We start from the raw sequence: 17,538 nt of genomic DNA, 5'->3' as shown, positions 1-17,538 counted from the left end.
CTCCGCGACTCCGGCCGTCACCGGTCCTCTGCTCGACCGAGGACGTCCGGCGCGCGGGATGCCCCGGTACCGGCACTCACCTCTCCGGCTTCTCGTCCGGCGGTCCCCCGGGCGGCGGCCACGCGGTCGAGGGCGGCTCGGAAGACGGGTACGTTCTCGGCGCTCATCCGGTAGGCGACGGCCTTCTGCCACGAGGGGTTCTCCGGGTCGTACAGCACGGTGATGGGCGCCCGGGTGCCCTCCGGCCACCAGCCTTCGCGCACCCCGCGCGGGATGGCGCGGGACAGGGCGACGGTGGGCCCGTTGAGCTTGCCGAGCTGTTCGCGCAGCAGGACGGCGCTGGCGATGCCGTGGCGGTCGATGACGAGTTGGGCGAACCGGCGGGCGCCGGCGGGCAGCGAGCGGAGGTAGCGTTCGGCCCGGTCGACGGTCCACTCGGTGTCCGCGGTGACCGTCAGTTCGTGGCGGTGCTCGGCGACGAGGTCGAGCAGTTTCCGCTCGAACTCCTCCGAGGCGCCTTCGATGGTGATCTTCATCAAGCCTTCCGACAGATGCTTACCCGGTTCTCCGGGGTCTGCATGGGAGTATGACCCGCCGATCCCCTCTCCGTACAGAACCCGGAGGAACGGGCCGGAATTCTGCATTCGTTCGGGCAGTGTGGCGGCAGGACGTGGATAGCCTCCTATAATTTCCCTTATACAAGGTTATTCTGAGGGAGGGGCACATGGCCGACTCCGTCGCCGTGGAAGTGGTCGACGCCGAGCTGGTCGACGAGGACGAGAACCGGGCGCTCCCCGCCCTCGCGGACACGCCGGCACACCGCCCCCTCGTCGGCCGGCACACGCTGCTCCGGCCGGACGCCCCGATCCCGACGACGGCCGACCGGCCGACGTACACCGAAGCCGACTTCCGGATCTCACAGGAGACGGCCGACCTGATCGACGGGGCGCCGCCCGCCAACACCTCCCGCACCTACGGCTCGGCCCTCGGGCAGTTCCACACCTGGTGCGCCGAGAACGGCCGGGTGCCGATGCCGTGCACCACGGCGACGTTCGTGGAGTACGTCGGACACCTGGTGCAACGGGACCTGGCGCCCTCGTCCGTCCAGGTCCACATGTCGGCGATCCGCTCCGCCCACCCCGACGGACAGCAGCCCGGAACGAAGGAGGCCCGGCAGGTCCTCCGCAGACACGCCCGGGACCGGGCCCGGCGCCGCGCGCCCAGGAAGGCGCCGCCGATCCGTACCGCGGCCCTGTTCGCCATGGTGGCCACCTGCACCGCGGCCGACGAGCGTGAGCAGCCGAAGGCCCTGAGGGACGCCGCGCTGCTCACCCTCGGATGGGGGATGCTGTCCCGCCGCAGCGAGCTCGCCAACCTCCTGGTCGAGCACCTGGCCGTGGAGGACGACGGCGTGACCGTGCGCGTGGCGTTCTCCAAGACCGACCAGGCCGCCCACGGCGAGGACACGTTCGTACCGGCCGACCCGGAGGCCCCGTCCCTCTGCCCCGTCGTTCAAGTACGCGCGTGGCTGGAGGAGTTGCGCCGTCACGGCATCACGTCCGGCCCGCTGTTCCGGCACATCACCCGCGGCGGCACCATCCGCCCGCGCTCCGGGCCGCGCGGCGACTTCCTCAGCCCCGACGCGATCGGGAACATCGTCAAGACCCGCGCCCGGCTCGCCGGCGTCAAGGCCCCCGGCGGCCGCGCGGTGACCGCGCACGGCCTGCGCCGGGGCCCGGCACAGGAGATCTCCGAAGCGGGCGGAGACCCGACCGCCCAGGGCCGGTGGAAACCCGGTTCCCCCACGGTCCTCAAGCACTACATCGAACCCGCCCGGGGCAAGACGAACAACCCACTGCACGCGGCCCGCGCCAAGGCCCGTGCACAGTACGGGACTTGACTGAAGCTCAGTTCAATCATCACGTGACGGGCGACCGAGAGGGGATATATCGGGTGGCCGAGGTGCTCAGAAATCGCAAGCGCCCGTAGGGGAGCTGACATCAGGCTGCCTGGTATGTCCGACTAGGCCTTGATCGGTGCGGCCGACCTGGCGGTCTGCTCGATCTTCGCCCAGTGGGCCGCACGGGCTTCCTCGTCGATCTGCTTCTCGTGTTCGGCGCGCACCCCGGTCCGGCCGTCGAGGCCCTCGCGCAGGATGTCGGCGTGCCCGGCATGCCGGATGGTCTCGCCGAGGACATGGACCATGACGGCGAACAGGTTCGTGTTGGGACGAGGCTCCGGCCACCACGGCACGTGGCCGGGGGCGTCGAGGGGAAGCCCGTCGATCGTCGCGTCCGAGTGTTCCCACGTGCGCCGGTAGAACCCGGTGATCTGGTCGCGGGTCTCGTCCTCGGTCGCCCACAGATCGCTGCCGTCGGAGTGGTCCTGCCACCGGGGCAGCGGTTCCGGGGAAGGGCGGTCGAAGACCTCGCCGAAGTACCTGGCCTCGACGGTGGCCACGTGTTTGACCAGGCCGAGGAGGTTGGTCCCGGTCGCCGTCAGAGGCCGGCGGGCGTCGTACTCGGACAGGCCGTCGAGTTTCCAGAGCAGCGCCTCGCGGTCCCGCCGCAGTCTCCCGTGCAGGCTGTCCTTCGCGAATTCATCGATCACGCGGCATGAGCCTGCCACGCGCTGCTCGTGGCCTCAAGATCCCGTGTGTGGAAGAGAAGAGGAGTCGGCTGCGGCGAGGCTGCTCTGCGGGCGGTTCGCCTGCCCGTGCCCGATCACTCGACGGGTGCCTGCCGGCTGTGGTCCCTGACCGACTTCTCGATGGTGCGCGCACACATGGTGAACATCTCGACCTGGTCAGGGGTCAGGTCGCGTACGGAGATCTGCTCCAGGGTGCGCCACATGTCGGCGATGGGCTCCCGCAGGGCGCGGCCGGCATCGGTGAGGTGGACCACCATGACCCGCCGGTCGTGGGGAGCGGGCTCCCGGGTGAGCAGCCCGGCCTCCTGCATACGGCGCAGTGACTTGGAGACGGTGGAGTGGTCGAGGCCGACCCGCTCCAGAAGTTCCGCCTGTGTCCGGCCGTCGCGGTCGAAGAGCTGCATCAGCAGCAGCTCCTGTCCCGGGTGCAGGTTCAGGGCGCGCAGCATGGCGGCGGCGTGGCCGCGGTGTGCACGGGCGAGCTGGAAGACGGCGTAGCTCAGTCGCCCGTCGCGCGCCGCGTCCGGCAGCTCGGGTGAGGTGGTGTCGGACATTGCTGCTCCCTGGTCGCACGGATGGGGGTGATCGGTCAGTTGACGGTGAGGACGATCTTGCCGCGGTTGTGGCCGCCGTCGCTGGCCTGCTGCGCCTCGGCGGCTTCCGCCAGCGGGTGGGTGGCGCTGATCGTGGTCACCAGTGTGCCGTCGGCGGCCTGCCGGGCCAGTTCGGCCAGCCGGGCGGCGGAGCGGCGCTGCGGGCCCTCGGCGAAGACGACGCCGAGTTCACGGGCGCGGAAGTCGGCGGTGGTGACGATCCGGTCGGTGCCGCCGCGCAGGATGATGGAGTCCTCCAGTGCGCCCTTGCCCGCGGCGTCGAAGACGGCGTCCACCCCGCCGGGGGCGAGCTCGCGGACCCGCTGGACCAGGTCGTCCCCGTAGACCAGCGCGGTCGCGCCGAGCGAGGTGACGTACTCCTGGTTGGCCGGTCCGGCGGTGCCGATGACGCGGGCGCCGCGTGCGACGGCGAGCTGGACGGCGATGGTGCCGAGCGCGCCGGACGCTCCGTGGATCAGCAGCGTCTCACCCGAGGTGACGCCGAGCAGGTCCAGCACGCGTTCGGCACCGTCGCTCGCCACGGGCAGGGCGGCGGCGTGCGTCCAGTCCAGGCCGGCCGGCTTGGGCGCGAGGACGGCCGCGGACGCCAGGGCGTACTGGGCGTAGGAGCCGGTGTCGGACCAGCCCAGGACCTCGTCCCCCACCTTCAGGTGGTCGACGTCCTCGCCGACGGCGTCGACCACACCGGCGATCTCCCCGCCGGGCACGGCGGGCAGCGTGGTGGGGAAGATCGCTTCCATGACACCGGAGCGGATCTTGCCGTCCACCGGGTTGACGCCGACAGCCCGTACCCGCACACGGACCTGGCCGGGGCCGGGCCGAGGGGTGTCGATCTCCGCCTCGTGCAGGACCTCGGTGCCGCCGAACGTGTCGAAAACAATGGCCTTCATGACTGGGTCTCCTCGCGTGGGATGCCGCGCCGACCACTTCATGTGGCCAGCCACATAAAAGTAACACCGATTATGTGGCTAGCCAAGTAATTGCTTCGGGCGGGATCCCGGAGGCGGCCCGCCTGCCGGCGCGGCCAGGGCCGCACCTGTGCTTCGGTGCCGTACCGGCCTTGCATGACGGGCTCCTTGCCCGCACCGCCCGCACGACCGCCCGTCACGACGCGGCGGGCATCGCGACCGGACGACGCGCCCAGGGGCATCCCCTCCGGCGTCGGACGGCACCGCCCCGTGCGCACCGGAGCGATGTTCCCGGGCGTCGGACCGCCCGGGCCGGACCGGAGGCTCCCGGGCGCGAGGGACCTCGCCCCCGCGTTCCCGGGCCACGGGCATGCTCCGTGCCGCCGGAAACGGAGCGAACGCGGGCGACCAGGACACCCGACACCGTTCGGGATGTCCGCAGCGAGCGGTGACGGGCCCAGGAGCCAATCCTGCTCACCGACCGGGAACGGTCCTTCGCACCGGCGTGAACGGGGGACCCGTCGGTCCTCTCGCCCGGCCGTGTGGGGCCGAGGCGCACGGACGGTGGGTCGTGCGGCCCCCTCTTCCTTCTTCAGCACAGGGGGCCGCACGTGGTGCGGCGTCGAGTGGCGCCTTGCGAGCATCCATGATGAGGGATCGCGTGCAATTGCAGAGCAGAAGTGCTGTTTTTCTCCTCAAAGGGATGAACCCCCGCGCTACGAGGCCCGCGAGGCGGGTGGCGGGGCGTAGCGCGAGGTGGCGGATCTTCTTATTGTTCCGTAATCCCATGATCACATAGCGTCGGACGGCTGTGTGCGGCCATTCTGGCGGTCCCTCCTGACGGCGCTTCAGCACCGCCTGACGGAGGGCTCGTTGGTGCCGTCCGATCACAGGAACAGAGTGCGATGTCGAGTAAGAAGGTGGTGGCCGCTGTCGTCCTGGCGGCGGCCCTCACATGGAGCACGGTGATGACCGTGCTCGGGCACGCGGCCGCCGCGGCGGTCCTGCTGCCCTCCCTGGGCCTGCTCGTGCAGCAGGTCGTCCAGGCGCTCACGGCGTCCGACGGACGTTCCCGTCCCGTGGACGCCGTACCGTCCTCCGCCGGCGACCCGGCCGGGCGGCGGCGGGACGGTCAGGAGGCGCCGCGGTGATGCCGTCGTCCGATGCCGCCCAGCCCCCACCGCACAGTGTCAGACGGGGCCGCCCGCCGGCCCCCATCTCCCCGGAAGCGGGCCCGCTGCACCGCGCCTGGCTCGAACCCGTCCGCAACGTGCACCGCACCAGCGGCCTGACCCTGGACGACCTCGTCGACCGGTCCGGCTACTCCAAGACCCGGATCAGCGAACTCCTGCGCGGAAACGGCTACTACCCCGCCTGGGAGATCACCTTCAGCGTGATCCGCGCCCTGGACATCCCCACGGAACCCATGCGCCGGCTGTGGACGGCCGCCGCCCGCGAAGCCGACAAGGGCCCGGAGTGGATCCGCCAGTGCATCGAGCAGGTCGCCCACGAAGCCGAAGGACCCCCGCTGCCCTACCAGGCGTTCACCGACACCATGTACCACCCCTACCTGGAATACGCCCGCGCCTTCCTCCTGACCGACCGGCGGGCCCGGGGCGTCGTCGCGGAGACCAACGACATCCTGTGGCTCTCCTGGAACGAAGCCACCGCCAGCGCCAACCTCAACCGCTACGCCTGGCTCCTGCTGCGCTCCCGGGTCATGCTCCGCACCCCCCGCCACGAAGGCCACCCCGATCTGCGCGCCGCCGTCTTCTCCACCCGCGAGATCCGCACCCGCCAGGACCCCGGACACATGATCGCCCTGTCCGAACTGGTCGATCTCTTCGACGCCGTCAGCCGCCTGCCCGACGACCAGATGGACGTCGCCGTCCTGCACTACCTGTGCGGCATCCCCGACCAGCGCATCCCCCACGTCCTCGGCCTGAGCCCCGCCATCGCCCACGCCGTCGACCACCACGCCCGCGCCACCGTCGAGGCCCTCCTCGACGCCCCCGACACCCGGGAGTGACCCCGCCCGCCATGTCTGCCATCGACCAGCTCCTCGCCCGAGCCCGCCTGCACCATCACCCCGACGTCCCCGACGACACCGTCCCCCACGACGACGGCACCCGCCCCGCCCCCCTGCCGGCCGCAGCCCCGCCCGCCGGCCCCGACCCGGCCGCGGCCCGGCAACTGCACACGCTGTGCGAAACCGCCGTCACCGCCCTCACCCCCGACGTCCTGGCCTTCCTCACCGACCAGGTCCCCGACCACCACAGCGCCTGGCTCCTGGGCTGTGCCCTCCACCTCGCGGGCATCGAGGACGGCGCCCGCTTCTGGTGGCAGTACGCCGCCGGCGACGGCCACCCCCCGGCCTGCTACACCCTCTCCCTGCACCACCGCGTCCGCGGCGAACAGCACGCCGCCGCCTTCTACGCCCAGCAGACCGGCCTCGACCTCACCCCCGAGGCCGGGGCGTCGGAACCCCTCACCGTCGTCGGCGCATGCCCGCCCACGGACATCCGCTTCGACGCCGGACTCCCCACCGTGCTCCGCATCCTCAGCGAACTCGCGGCCCCGGGCCGCCGCCGGCCCCACCGCATCGACGCCCTGACCAACTACGTCGCCGACGCCGTCACTCCTCACTACGACCGCCACCCGAACATCGAACTGCCCGTCCCCGAACCCCGGTTCGCCGACAGGATCGACTTCCTCCTCACCGCCACCCCACCGTGGAAAGCCCGTACCCGCACCCCTCGCGCCACCGCGCCCGCCCTGCCCGTCCGCACGGACCACGACCGGAACGAGGACTCCCGGGCACGGCCGTCCTGCGCATATCGGGGCGCGGCCACGTCCTGACCCGGACACCGGCCGCGTGGCAGCGGGACGATCGCGCTCCGCCGTGCGGTCGGGCCAGGCCAAAGGGCGGAGCGGGACCGCGAAGGCATGGTGCGCGATCCGCACGGACGATGCTCCTCGGCCCCCGCGTCCGGTACCGGGCCCCGCGCGGCCTTCGACGGACTCGGCGAACGGAGGGATAATGCCGGGCATGGACCCGCTGCACCACCGCTCGCTCGAACCCTCCGCCGCAGAGGTGCTGCGTGCCCGGTACGCCGGTCGTCTGCCCGGCCGCCTGGACGAGCTGACCGGACCGGTGCACGGGCGGGTCGAGCTCCCGCTGCACATCGCCTGGTCCGGCCTGCGCGCGTACGACCTCGACCGGCCGCGTCAGCGGATGAGCCTCTACCGGACCGTCCTGGCCGAAGGACGGCGCCAGGACCTCCTCGCCTTCCTGAACCGGGACCTGCTCGCCTCCCAGTGGCCGGCGCTGCGCACCCTGGTCAGCAGGCACATCCGCGATGTGTGGGAGGACGCCTTCCCCGAGCTCGCCCGTGAGGCGTCCGCCGCCGCGTGAACCTCAGCGACCTGCACCGCCGTCTCCTGTCCGACGTCCTCGCCATCGGCACGCCCTACCCGCTGGTCATCACCGGCGGATACGCCGTCCAGGCGCACGGCCTGGTCGACCGGCTCAGCCAGGACCTCGACGTCGCCACGGAGAACCCCGCCCCCATGGCGGACATCGCCGAGCACCTGCGCCGGGCACTGACCGAACGGGGCTGGCGCGTGACGATGATCGGCGTCGACCCGCTGTCGGCACGCCTCGTGGCGGCCGACCCGGACACCGGTGAGGACTGCGAGGTGGACGTCCTCAAGGAGAACCTGTGGGCCGCGCCGCTCACCACCGAGTACGGCCCCGTCCTCGCTCTCGACGACGTGATCGGCACCAAGGTCCGCGCTCTCGCCGACCGCGGCGCGGTCCGCGACCTGATCGACGTCCACGCCGCCTCCGTCCACCACACGGCCACCGAGCTCGAGCGGCTGGGCGAACGGCACGGCCGCGACGAGTTCCGCCGCCAGGACCTGCGTGACCGCCTGGCCGGCGCCGAGTGGTACGACGACGAGGAGTTCGCCTCCTACGGCCTCACCGGGGAGCAGATCACGGAGCTCAGGGCATGGGCCCAGCGGTGGACGAGCGACCTCGACCAGCGGCTCGGCGAGGACGAGGGCTCTCAGGACACCTGAAGGCCGCGGCGGACCGCGTCGATAAGATCGCCGGACACGGCTGGAAGGAAGACGCGGATGGGCAATCTCGGTGGATACCAGGCGATAACGACAGTTGTCAAGAATCTCGGTGGGCCGGCCAAGGCCACGGTCATCGTCGGGGCCGGGGTCGCCACGGGCGGCTATGTGGTCCTGCGATGCGCCGAAGCCGGAGTGAAGAAGGCAGTCAAAGCGTCGAAGGCCGCTCTTGCGAAGAGGAACGCGCCCTGCGCGACGAAGGACCAGGTTTTCGAGGTCGTCTCCGACGGCGGAGACGACAGCGGCCTGAGGCTGAACGCCGGTGACAAGTACCGCGTGATGGAGTGCGACGGGGACGCGGTCCAGATTGAGGTGCTGGGCCGTGCCGGCAATCCCTACTTCGTGTCCGCCGGATTCTTGAGGTTGGTCTCGGGCTTCCCGGCAGAAGACGCCGACTCCGCGAATGGCCAGTGACGATAAGACAAGCCCGCCGGGCTCCTTAACGTCACTGGCCACCCCTTCGCCCCGCCACGCCGGTCGGATCTCGTCGTCGTCCTCGGTGGCGTCCGGTTTGTCAATGTCCGAAGTCGTCTGCGCGGGTGACCAGCGCGTTCATGGTCGAGTGCACGGGAAGTACGGACATGGTCCATCACGCTGAGCTACCTGTCACTTGGTTCGCCGTTCGTTAACGGCCCCCTACCACCGTTCATGACCGTGGCATTCGAGATGTGGGCCCGCCGTACCGGTCGGCCCCCCGAGCCGGTTGCGGCCCTGCGCCCTCCCCGTAGCCGAGTGCCTGCATGCAGCCTTCGGCGCCGCACCTGGCGGGGACTCTCTGGCCGACCTTCGGCCGGGAGGAGTGTGTGCTGCGCGAGGTGCTGAACAAGATGGTGGCGACTGCGACGACCGGCTGAGTGCAGGCAGTTCAGCTCACGGAAGTTCGTGTCCGTTCTCGCACGGCACAGCATGATCGGCTCCATGGGCAGGGTCGGTGCGGCCGGCGACAACGCGGCCGTGGAGAGCCTCTTCGCGCTGTTGCAGAAGAACGTCCTCGACCGCCGCACCTGGGCCACCCGCCAGGAATTGAGGATCGCGGTCGTCACCTGACCCGATTGCCCCCGTCGAGTACGAGACCATCATGACCCCAGCCGCAGCCCTGTCCGCATAAACCCCGCTGTCACCCAACCCTGCAGCAGTCCCAAGCGCCTTTCGAGGTGTGCGTGCTCATCGGCTGGCTTTCGTGCGGGGCGCGGGGTAGGCAGTGGGGCTTCCTGTGGGCGCAGGCCGGTGACAAGCCCGGGGTACGGCGTCGTCACCGGCCGGCGTGTCCGAGGGGGTCAGGCGGTGGGGGCGTCGAAGTCGGCCGACTTCGTCAGTGCCTCGTTCGCGCGGATCTCGGCGAGCATCGACTCCAGCTGCTCGATCGCCATGCTGTACGCCGGGGCGCCCGGCAGCAGGCGCTGCGGGTGGGTGTCGCCGGCGAGGGCGGTGATGATCGCCCGGGCAGCGGCATGGGGGTCGCAGGGCTCCTTGCCGCTTCTGCGAAGCACTCACGATGCGGATCGTCCTCAAGAAACGGGCGCACCCCTCCCACGCCGATCACAATCAGTGACGGCGGCGGGGTGCTGTGTACCAGGAAAGCGGCTCCCGCCCCGGGCCGGTGCTACGCACGCGGCAGGCGGGGCGCGGCCCCTTTCGGTCGCTGCAATGGCCGCCCCACCATTCATGCACGTCGTAAACACGCAGGCCAAGCCGCTGGCGGGGACCACTGTTGCCCGGGAAAGACCTTCCCCCTCACGCTGCTGGATCGGCGACGCAAGCCGGGGAACACTGGGGCGTATGGCGAACAATGCCGAGGAGATCAAGAAGTTCCTGCGCACCCGGCGTGACGCAGTCCGCCCCTCACAGGTCGGCCTGGCGAACTACCCGGGCCGACGGGTACCTGGCTTGCGCCGCGAAGAGGTCGCACAGCTCGCCGGGGTCAGCGTGGACTACTACACCCGCCTGGAACAGGGGCGGCTCACCAGTGCCTCCGAAGGCGTCATCCTCTCCATCGCCGAAGCCCTGCAGCTCACCCAGGCCGAGACCCAGTACCTGCGCGACCTGCTGCGTCCGCAGCCCCGCCGCATCACCGAACAGGCGCCGCCCCAGAGGGTGCGGTCCGAGCTGCTGCGCATGCTGAACGGACTGCACGACCAGCCCGCCTTCGTCCTCGGCCGCCGCAACGAGGTCCTGGCGTCCAACGATCTCCTCGACGCACTGTTCACCCCGTTCAACCACCGCCCGGCAAACGAGCGCAACCTGCTGCGCTGGATGCTCCTCGACCCAGGCGCTCGCTCCCTCTACCTCGACTGGGCGCAGGTCACTTCCGAAGTTGTCGGCGTGCTGCGCGCCGAGGCCGGCCGCAACCCCCACGACCCGCAGATCGCCGAGTTCGTAGCCGAGCTGAGCTCGGTGTCCCCCGAGTTCCGCGCGTGGTGGGCCGAGCGGACCGTCGTCGAGCGGACCTGGGGCACCAAGCGGTTCAACCACCCCGTCGTCGGCCGTCTCGACATCACCTACGAAGCGCTTTCCCTGCCCGGAGACCCCGACCAGATCCTCTTCGTCTACGCCGGCAAGACCGACGACGACCTGGAAAAACTGCGCATCCTCGCCAGCTGGTACGCCCAGTCCGCCCCCCAGACCGCCGATGCCAACACGGACACGACCCCGCCTCAGCAGAACAAGACGGGCGACCGAGACCCCCGCCACACCTAGTCCCCGCCAGGGCGTCCCGCCCGGCCGGCCCGGCTCCCCCCACACAGCTCGGAACAAGGAGTGATCATGCCTGCCACATCCGCAAACCGGCCGCTCGCCTTCGTCACCGGCGCCTCCAACGGCATCGGTACCGAGATCGCGCGTCAGCTCGCCTCCCGCGGCTACGACATCATCGGCACCGGCCGCGGCGACTCCGTCGATACCGTCGCCGAACGGCTGCGCGCCCAGGGCGCCACCGTCTACCCGCTCCGGGCCGACCTCGCCACCTACGACGGCGTCGAGAACCTGTGGAAGCAGGTCCAGGAGATCAACCGCCCCCTCGACGTCGCCGTCCTCAACGCCGGCGTCAGCATCGGAGGCGCCTTCGCCACCGACACCGACCTCGACGACGAACTGAAGCTGATCGCCCTCAACGTCAACGCGGTCGTCCACCTCGCCAAGCGGGTCGTACCCGGCATGCTGGCCCGAGGCCAGGGACGCATCCTGATCACCTCCTCCATCTCCGCGACCATGCCCACCCCCTACGAGACCGTCTACGGGCCGTCGAAGGCATTTGGTTACTCCTTCGCCCAGTCCCTGCGCGAAGAGCTGCGCGGCAGCGGCGTCACCGTCACCGCGCTGCTGCCCGGCGCCACCGACAGCGACTTCCACCAGCGCGCCGGCATGGGCAAGACCTCCATCGGCAAGGGCCAGAAGAACGACAAGCGCCTGGTCGCCAAGCAGGGCGTCGACGCGCTCCTCGCCGGCAAGGACCATGTCGTCGGAGGCGACAAGGCCACCAAGCGCCAGGCCCTGCTCAACCGGTTCCTCCCCGAGCCCGTCAAGGCCCGCCGTCAGGGCGCCAACGCCAAGCCGTAAGCCCACAAGGGCCGACGGCCCATGAGCCTTGGTCCCCTTCCATGCGGCCTGTGCACAGATCCAGGTAGCACGCGAGTACTCGTTCCGGACGCTACTGCCCCGGAGCTCACACGATCTTCCTTGAAATCAACGGAGTCGAATCAGCCCGTGCCGACTGCGCCCTGGCCGACAGGGGCAGCTCCAGCCGGGACTCGCCCGTCGTCGTCATCATCCAGTTCCGGGGCGTCCGGGTCGCGCAGCGGGCGCAGGGCGCCGTCGGCCGGGACCCTGGCGGTGAAGCTGTAGCGGCCGAGCAGGTTCAGGTTGCGGTGCTTGAGCGGGGACAGGCGGGCGATGTCCTCGTCCCGCAGTTCGTGGCCTCCGGCGCGGAGCTGGGCGACTGCGGCGTCAATGTACTTCGTCGTCCACAGCACGATGGCGTTGAGGACCAGGCCGAGCGCGCCGAGCTGGTCCTCCATGCCGTCCCGGTACGCCTGGTGGATGGTGCCGCGCTTGCCGTGGCATACGTCCCGGGCCAGCTTGTGGCGGGACTCCTGCACGGTGAGCTGCCGGTTCATCTGCCGGCGGTAGGTGTCGTCGACCGGGTCGACCACGCGCAGCAGGTGCTCGGTCTTGGCGATCCGCCCGTACTCCGCGAACGCCGCCCCGAGCGGGGTCGGGCGGCCGTCGCGGCCGAACATGCGCAGCAGGTCGTAGGCGCGGACCTGGTTGGTGACCAGGGAACCGGCGACCTTCAGCATGTCTGGCCAGTGCGTGATCACCTTGTTCAGGTTCACGCGGTTGCGGGCCAGGTCCTCCACCGGGCCGTAGGTGCCGGTCTCGACGCCGGGCATGGTGGCCCGCCAGAACCGCTGGTCGTCCAGGTCGCGGAACCGCGGGCTGAAGTTGTAGCCGAGGATCTTGAACAGGCCGAAGACCATGTCGGAGTAGGAGGCGTTGTCGGTCGCCACCATCTCCGGCTTCACCCCGCCGTCCAGGTTCAGCAGCGCGTCCAGGATGTGCAGAAAATCGCGCGGCGTGCCGGGCACGACCATCTGCCCGATGCCCGCGACCTGGGCGTTGACCGCGTTGAGCCAGGTGATGTCCCGCTTGAACCCGAAGTACTTCGGCGACGGCGCCGCGTTCACAGTCCGCACGGGGACGACGAACCGCAGCCCGTCCACGGGGGCGAGCAGCCCCTCGCCCCAGAACTGCACGATCGGAATCTCGGCTTGGGCCGCGATCGGCGCGGCGTTCGCCGCGGTGATGGTGTCGGCCCGCAGGTAGCACTGGTCGACGTGCACGAGCCGGGCTCGGGTCAGGGCCTCGTGGCCGGGATTGACCACCGGGGCCAGGCCGATGTCGCACGCCTCGGAGACCAGCAGCGCGACCATGGAGGTGTGCAGGTCCTTCATCCGGGTGGTGCCGTCGCCGAGGTGGACGAAGGTGTCGAGGAACCCGGTCCAGGCGTTCACCTCGAACAGCAGGTCCGGCAGGTCGATCTTCGGGAGCGTCTTTTCGATCCGCCCCCGCAGCCAAGTCAGGAACTTCGGCTCGCCGAGCGCGCCGAGCTTGTCGACGTTCAGCTTCACCCGCCCGTCACCGGCCGCCTCGATGGAAACCTTCGCCGCCGGCCCCGCCTCCTCCAGGCGTTCGACGAGCTGCTTCCACCCGGTGTCCAGGCCACGTACCAGCTCCGCCAAGTACCGCTCGACGGGCATGTCCAGGCTCAGCCCGACCAGCACGTCCGCCTCGACCGCGTCCCAGTCAGGCCCGTCCAGGAGGCGAGCGCGCGGGTTGGACCAGCGGTGCGACAGTGACGCGGTGACGTCACGGTTGTTCAAGGCCCGGTGCAACTGCTCCACCACGTACGCGTCCCGGTCCACAGCCCTCTGCGGCAGCTCGGGGTTGGCGTACACCGCCTTGCGCCACGCGGGCGGCACGAGCTTGTCGTCCACCTCGCGCAGGGCACCCCGACCCGGGCCGAGTACGCCGAGCGCGCCGAGCTGGCCCGTGCCGAGCTCGCCTCCGCCCTCGGTACCGCACCGGGCCCCGAGGCCGAGGCGAAGGCACGGGCACTGCTGGAGCGCCTGGGCGGGACGCGGCACGCCCCCCGGACAGCCGCGTAGTGGGGGCGATCCCGGTCGTCCTGGACCACACGACCGCCGCGGCGCTGTACGACCCGAAGGACCCGTTCAACGAGGCGGTCGCGGCGTTCTACGTCCAGGCCTCCGGCGGGCTGGGAACCCTGTACGCACCCGTGCTGTCGCTGACGGCCGGCGACGCCGAGCGACCCGGGCTCCTCGGCTACATCAAGGGACTGCGGTTCATCCGCATCGAGGCCTTCGACACCGACGCCGCGGTCACGGCCACCGAGCTGCTGCGCTTCGGACACTCCTGGGCCGCCGTCCACGCCGTCCACGCCGCCCGCCCCTCCCCCGCCCACCCCACCGGCCGCTTCCTGCTCACCCTGACGCCCAAGGCGTACGCGGGGACCGGCGTCCAGGCCGTCCACCCCGACCAGTAGACGCCCGGTCCGCACCCTCGGGAGGGTCCCTCCGGCCGGCCCCGGGACCGGTGCGGGTGCGGTCGGGACACCCGCCAAAAGGGCAAATGGGTGATCTTGGAGCCTGAGGAGCCCGCCCGTCATTCGTTCGGCTCGGTGCTGTCGGTGGTGCCCTTACCGCGTATCAGGGCCGGAAGGCGCCGGCGTGTGCGGCGGCCCATGGGGCGAAGGCGCGCGGCGGACGGCCGACGACTCCCTCGACCACTGAAGTCACCCCGGCCGCCGGGCGGAAGCAGCCCGCGGACCGGCTCGCGGAGGCGGGACCGGCCGCGAAGGCCGGCGTCGAGACGCAGGATGACGGCCGGGTGGAGCCGAACACCGCGGGGCTCGGCACGCCCGGAGAGCCGAAGTCCCTGGCCCGGGACGCCGGGGCGACGTCGGCGGGGAGCCGGGCTGTAGGTTGATCGTCCGCGCCGCTCCGGTGTGCGGACCGGTCGACGGCGGCGCGGAAAAAGATTCCGGAGAAAGTCGTCGTCGGATGTCGAGGAACCGTTTCCCGCTCCGACTGAGGGGTGACAGCGCGCCGACGGGGCGCGCGGGAGCGAGGGGACACCCGAGATGAAGTACATCGCGATGATCTACGGCAACCAGGCCAAGTGGGACTCCTTCCCCGCCGAGGCGTGGCCGGAGGCGATCGCCAGGCAGGAGGCGTTCAACAAGAAGTACCGCGAGAGCGGTGAACTCCTCGGCGCCTACGGCCTGGCGGACGCGGCCAACGCCCAGCTCGTGCGCCGTGAGGACGGCGTCCCGGCGGTCACCGACGGCCCGTACCTGGAGACCAAGGAGTACATCGCCAGCTTCTACCTGCTGGACTGCGACAGCCTGGAACGGGCGCAGGAGATCGCCGCGGACATGCCGTTCGCCGACGTGGAGCCGGTGGAGCTGTGGCCGGTGCTGCACGAGTCCGCGGCAGACGTGTGACGACCGCCGCGGACCACGCCGCCGAGGACCTGCTGCGCGAGCTGGCGCCGCAGGTCCTCGGCACGCTCGTACGCCGCTACGGCGTCTTCGACGCGTGCGAGGACGCGGTCCAGGAAGCCCTGCTGGCCGCCACCCTGCAGTGGCCCGAGGCCGGCGTTCCGGACAACCCCCGGGGCTGGCTGGTCACCGTCGCCTCCCGCAAGCTGGTCGACCGGATCCGCAGCGACAGCGCCCGCCGGCGCCGCGAGGACGCCCTCGCCCTGGCCACCCCGCGGGCCGAACTGCTCGGCCACGCCGCCGACACCGTGCCCGACGCGGACCGGGACGACTCGCTGGCCCTGCTGTTCCTGTGCTGCCACCCCGCGCTGTCACCGGCCGGCCGGATCGCGCTGACCCTGCGCGCGGTCGGCGGCCTGACCACCGTACAGATCGCCGCAGCCTTCCTGGTGCCCGAAGCGACCATGGCCCAGCGCATCAGCCGCGCCAAGCAGACCGTCAAGGCGTCCGGCACCTCCCTGGCCATGCCGGAGGGGGCCGACCTCGCCGAGCGGCTGGCCGAGGTGCGGCACGTGCTCTACCTCGTCTTCAACGAGGGATACACCACCACCGGCAGTGCCGACCTGACCGCGCCGGAACTGTCCACCGAGGCGATCCGGCTCACCCGGATGCTGCACCGCCTGGTGCCCGACGACACCGAGACCGCCGGTCTCCTCGCGCTGATGCTGCTCACCGACGCACGCCGCCCCGCCCGCACCGGCCCGTCCGGGGAACTGGTGCCGCTGGCGGAACAGGACCGCAGCCGGTGGGACCGACGGCTCGTCACCGAGGGGGTCGGCCTCATCAGCCGGACCCTGCCACGCGGCCGGGTCGGCCCGTACCAGCTGCAGGCGGCCATCGCCGCCGTGCACGACGAGGCCGAGGACACCGACGCCACCGACTGGCCCCAGATCCTCGCCCTGTACGAGCTCCTGGAACGGTTCGGGCCGAACCCGATGGTCACCCTCAACCGCGCGGTCGCCGTCGCCATGGTCCACGGCCCGGCCACCGGACTCGGCCTGCTCACAGCGCTGGAGACCGACCACCGCCTGGCCCGCCACCACCGCCTGCTCGCCACCCGTGCCCACCTCCTGGAACTCCTCGGCGAGCACGAGGCCGCGGCGGCCTCCTACCGCGAAGCCGCCCGCCGCACCACCAGCACCCCCGAGCGCCGCCACCTCAGCACCCGCGCCCACCGCCTGGAGGCCCGCGCACAACCGGGCGAGAAATGCCGGTGAGGGCGACCGGGGCCTTCCGGTACGAGGTGACGGACGCCGACGTCGACATCAACAGCCGCGGTGGCCGCACGGAGTTCCCCGAGCTCGTCCGGCACCCGGATCGCCGGACCGCCCTTCGACAACGCCGTCCGAGCCACCTGCACCGTCTCCGCCGGAATCTCCCCGGACCCCTCCGGCCGCATCGGGATCCGCGCCCACCCCTCACGACGACGTCGGTGTCAGAGGGCGGACCGGGGCCGCGAAGGCATGGCGCACGATCCGCACGGACGATGCTTCTCCCCCGCGTCCGGTACCGGGCCTCGCGCGGCCTTCGACGGACTCGACGATCGTCAGGACGCCGCACGTCCTGCGCCTGGCCGACGAGCCCGGCCACCGCCGTCACGCGGCTCCGCGCGGACGGCTTCGACGTACGGGAGGCGGACGTGGCCCGCCTCCCGCCGTTCGTGCGGCACCACATCAACATGCTCGGCCGCTGCTCCTTCTCACTTCCGGACCTGCCCGGCGGCCTGCGGACCCTGCCCGGTGCGGACGCGGTGGAGGAGGAGCAGGTCAGTGGCCGCGGGGCGCGTACATGATCACGGCCATGCCTGCGAGGCAGACCAGGGCGCCGATGACGTCGTAGCGGTCGGGGCGGTAGCCGTCGGCGGCCATGCCCCAGGCGATCGACCCGGCGACGAAGATCCCGCCGTACGCGGCGAGGATGCGCCCGAAGTCGTCGTCGGACTGGAAGGTGGCGACCACCCCGTAGAGGCCGAGGGCGATGACGCCGGCGCCGATCCAGATCCAGCCCTTGTGCTCGCGGATGCCCTGCCACACCAGCCAGGCACCGCCGATCTCGAAGAGGGCGGCGACGGCGAACAGGGCAACGGAACGAGCGACGGTCATACCGGCTGACCCTACCGACGACCCACGCTGCCGATCTTCAGCGGGTC

General features: G+C 71.2%; 18 protein-coding genes and 4 pseudogenes. 15 read left to right on the top strand and 7 right to left on the bottom strand.

Annotated features, from left to right (window positions below):
• Positions 1–17: 17 nt before the first annotated feature.
• Entirely contained in the window at positions 18–536 is a 519-nt protein-coding gene (locus ACFV5H_RS15100) for a hypothetical protein (RefSeq protein WP_385051489.1), read from the bottom strand.
• Positions 537–724: 188 nt separating this feature from the next.
• Here ACFV5H_RS15100 and ACFV5H_RS15095 point away from each other — a divergent pair, with 188 nt between their 5' ends.
• Positions 725–1,900 carry a site-specific integrase gene (locus ACFV5H_RS15095; protein WP_385051487.1) on the top strand — a complete coding sequence of 392 codons (1,176 nt, stop codon included), beginning with the start codon at positions 725–727 and terminating at the stop codon, positions 1,898–1,900.
• 122 nt (positions 1,901–2,022) lie between these two features.
• Here the strand turns inward: ACFV5H_RS15095 and ACFV5H_RS15090 are convergent, their stop codons facing one another.
• The 3 genes from ACFV5H_RS15090 to ACFV5H_RS15080 form a co-directional block, all read right to left on the bottom strand.
• On the bottom strand, positions 2,023–2,610 hold the full coding sequence (locus ACFV5H_RS15090) for a DinB family protein (RefSeq protein ID WP_385194998.1): 588 nt from the start codon (positions 2,608–2,610) through the stop codon (positions 2,023–2,025).
• A gap of 113 nt (positions 2,611–2,723) precedes the next feature.
• Positions 2,724–3,203 carry a MarR family winged helix-turn-helix transcriptional regulator gene (locus ACFV5H_RS15085; RefSeq protein WP_385194995.1) on the bottom strand — a complete coding sequence of 160 codons (480 nt, stop codon included), beginning with the start codon at positions 3,201–3,203 and terminating at the stop codon, positions 2,724–2,726.
• Between the two features lie 35 nt (positions 3,204–3,238).
• Entirely contained in the window at positions 3,239–4,153 is a 915-nt protein-coding gene (locus tag ACFV5H_RS15080) for an NADP-dependent oxidoreductase (RefSeq protein WP_385194993.1), read from the bottom strand.
• Positions 4,154–4,338: 185 nt separating this feature from the next.
• Here ACFV5H_RS15080 and ACFV5H_RS15075 point away from each other — a divergent pair.
• The 8 genes and pseudogenes from ACFV5H_RS15075 to ACFV5H_RS15040 form a co-directional block, all read left to right on the top strand.
• A pseudogene (locus ACFV5H_RS15075) lies at positions 4,339–4,623 on the top strand (IS200/IS605 family accessory protein TnpB-related protein); the annotation flags it as partial.
• 453 nt (positions 4,624–5,076) lie between these two features.
• Complete coding sequence (locus ACFV5H_RS15070; protein WP_385194990.1) at positions 5,077–5,322, top strand: hypothetical protein; 246 nt, start codon at positions 5,077–5,079, stop codon at positions 5,320–5,322.
• Entirely contained in the window at positions 5,322–6,200 is an 879-nt protein-coding gene (locus ACFV5H_RS15065) for an XRE family transcriptional regulator (RefSeq protein ID WP_385051476.1), read from the top strand. The genes ACFV5H_RS15070 and ACFV5H_RS15065 overlap by 1 nt, the downstream gene beginning before the upstream one ends.
• Positions 6,201–6,211: 11 nt before the next feature.
• The gene (locus tag ACFV5H_RS15060) at positions 6,212–7,030 is read left to right on the top strand and encodes a hypothetical protein (RefSeq protein WP_385194987.1); all 819 of its coding nucleotides are present in this window, start codon (positions 6,212–6,214) and stop codon (positions 7,028–7,030) included.
• A gap of 190 nt (positions 7,031–7,220) precedes the next feature.
• Complete coding sequence (locus ACFV5H_RS15055) at positions 7,221–7,586, top strand: hypothetical protein (RefSeq protein WP_385051473.1); 366 nt, start codon at positions 7,221–7,223, stop codon at positions 7,584–7,586.
• Positions 7,583–8,254, top strand: coding sequence for a nucleotidyl transferase AbiEii/AbiGii toxin family protein (locus tag ACFV5H_RS15050; protein ID WP_385194984.1), 672 nt, complete (start codon positions 7,583–7,585; stop codon positions 8,252–8,254). The genes ACFV5H_RS15055 and ACFV5H_RS15050 overlap by 4 nt, the downstream gene beginning before the upstream one ends.
• Positions 8,255–8,311: 57 nt before the next feature.
• On the top strand, positions 8,312–8,725 hold the full coding sequence (locus tag ACFV5H_RS15045) for a hypothetical protein (protein WP_385051469.1): 414 nt from the start codon (positions 8,312–8,314) through the stop codon (positions 8,723–8,725).
• Between the two features lie 447 nt (positions 8,726–9,172).
• Positions 9,173–9,355: pseudogene (locus ACFV5H_RS15040) on the top strand (IS3 family transposase); the annotation flags it as partial.
• A gap of 233 nt (positions 9,356–9,588) precedes the next feature.
• Here ACFV5H_RS15040 and ACFV5H_RS15035 read toward each other — a convergent pair.
• Entirely contained in the window at positions 9,589–9,801 is a 213-nt protein-coding gene (locus ACFV5H_RS15035) for a hypothetical protein (RefSeq protein ID WP_385194981.1), read from the bottom strand.
• Positions 9,802–10,090: 289 nt separating this feature from the next.
• Here ACFV5H_RS15035 and ACFV5H_RS15030 point away from each other — a divergent pair, with 289 nt between their 5' ends.
• Positions 10,091–11,008, top strand: coding sequence for a helix-turn-helix transcriptional regulator (locus tag ACFV5H_RS15030; RefSeq protein ID WP_385194979.1), 918 nt, complete (start codon positions 10,091–10,093; stop codon positions 11,006–11,008).
• A 66-nt stretch (positions 11,009–11,074) separates the two neighbouring features.
• Positions 11,075–11,866, top strand: coding sequence for an SDR family NAD(P)-dependent oxidoreductase (locus tag ACFV5H_RS15025; protein ID WP_385194976.1), 792 nt, complete (start codon positions 11,075–11,077; stop codon positions 11,864–11,866).
• A gap of 140 nt (positions 11,867–12,006) precedes the next feature.
• Here ACFV5H_RS15025 and ACFV5H_RS15020 read toward each other — a convergent pair.
• Positions 12,007–13,809, bottom strand: a pseudogene (locus ACFV5H_RS15020) (Tn3 family transposase); the annotation flags it as partial.
• A 164-nt stretch (positions 13,810–13,973) separates the two neighbouring features.
• Here ACFV5H_RS15020 and ACFV5H_RS15015 point away from each other — a divergent pair.
• From ACFV5H_RS15015 to ACFV5H_RS15000, 4 genes and pseudogenes are all read left to right on the top strand, one after another.
• Entirely contained in the window at positions 13,974–14,372 is a 399-nt protein-coding gene (locus ACFV5H_RS15015; protein WP_385194974.1) for a hypothetical protein, read from the top strand.
• Positions 14,373–14,969: 597 nt separating this feature from the next.
• On the top strand, positions 14,970–15,332 hold the full coding sequence (locus tag ACFV5H_RS15010) for a YciI family protein (RefSeq protein WP_385051447.1): 363 nt from the start codon (positions 14,970–14,972) through the stop codon (positions 15,330–15,332).
• Positions 15,329–16,606: an RNA polymerase sigma factor gene (locus ACFV5H_RS15005; protein WP_385194971.1), complete on the top strand. Its 1,278-nt coding sequence runs from the start codon at positions 15,329–15,331 to the stop codon at positions 16,604–16,606. Before ACFV5H_RS15010 ends, ACFV5H_RS15005 begins: the two co-directional genes overlap by 4 nt.
• Positions 16,607–16,980: 374 nt before the next feature.
• Positions 16,981–17,181: pseudogene (locus ACFV5H_RS15000) on the top strand (hypothetical protein); the annotation flags it as partial.
• On the opposite strand, the gene ACFV5H_RS14995 reads toward ACFV5H_RS15000, so the two are convergent.
• Entirely contained in the window at positions 17,156–17,491 is a 336-nt protein-coding gene (locus tag ACFV5H_RS14995; RefSeq protein WP_385051443.1) for a YnfA family protein, read from the bottom strand. The pseudogene ACFV5H_RS15000 and the gene ACFV5H_RS14995 overlap by 26 nt on opposite strands.
• Positions 17,492–17,538 lie beyond the last annotated feature (47 nt).

The organism is Streptomyces sp. NPDC059787 (assembly GCF_042732315.1).
GTDB lineage: Bacteria > Actinomycetota > Actinomycetes > Streptomycetales > Streptomycetaceae > Streptomyces > Streptomyces atrovirens.
Note: the sequence above shows the minus strand (reverse complement) of the source record. Positions and strands in the feature narration are given on the sequence as shown.

Coding starts and splice junctions, on each gene's coding strand:
- ACFV5H_RS14995 (WP_385051443.1), bottom strand. CDS start 17,491: ATGACCGTCGCTCGTTCCGTTGCCCTGTTCGCCGTCGCCGCCCTCTTC.
- ACFV5H_RS15010 (WP_385051447.1), top strand. CDS start 14,970: ATGAAGTACATCGCGATGATCTACGGCAACCAGGCCAAGTGGGACTCC.
- ACFV5H_RS15065 (WP_385051476.1), top strand. CDS start 5,322: ATGCCGTCGTCCGATGCCGCCCAGCCCCCACCGCACAGTGTCAGACGG.
- ACFV5H_RS15100 (WP_385051489.1), bottom strand. CDS start 536: ATGAAGATCACCATCGAAGGCGCCTCGGAGGAGTTCGAGCGGAAACTG.
- ACFV5H_RS15070 (WP_385194990.1), top strand. CDS start 5,077: ATGTCGAGTAAGAAGGTGGTGGCCGCTGTCGTCCTGGCGGCGGCCCTC.
- ACFV5H_RS15060 (WP_385194987.1), top strand. CDS start 6,212: ATGTCTGCCATCGACCAGCTCCTCGCCCGAGCCCGCCTGCACCATCAC.
- ACFV5H_RS15095 (WP_385051487.1), top strand. CDS start 725: ATGGCCGACTCCGTCGCCGTGGAAGTGGTCGACGCCGAGCTGGTCGAC.
- ACFV5H_RS15080 (WP_385194993.1), bottom strand. CDS start 4,153: ATGAAGGCCATTGTTTTCGACACGTTCGGCGGCACCGAGGTCCTGCAC.
- ACFV5H_RS15025 (WP_385194976.1), top strand. CDS start 11,075: ATGCCTGCCACATCCGCAAACCGGCCGCTCGCCTTCGTCACCGGCGCC.
- ACFV5H_RS15030 (WP_385194979.1), top strand. CDS start 10,091: ATGGCGAACAATGCCGAGGAGATCAAGAAGTTCCTGCGCACCCGGCGT.
- ACFV5H_RS15045 (WP_385051469.1), top strand. CDS start 8,312: ATGGGCAATCTCGGTGGATACCAGGCGATAACGACAGTTGTCAAGAAT.
- ACFV5H_RS15055 (WP_385051473.1), top strand. CDS start 7,221: ATGGACCCGCTGCACCACCGCTCGCTCGAACCCTCCGCCGCAGAGGTG.
- ACFV5H_RS15085 (WP_385194995.1), bottom strand. CDS start 3,203: ATGTCCGACACCACCTCACCCGAGCTGCCGGACGCGGCGCGCGACGGG.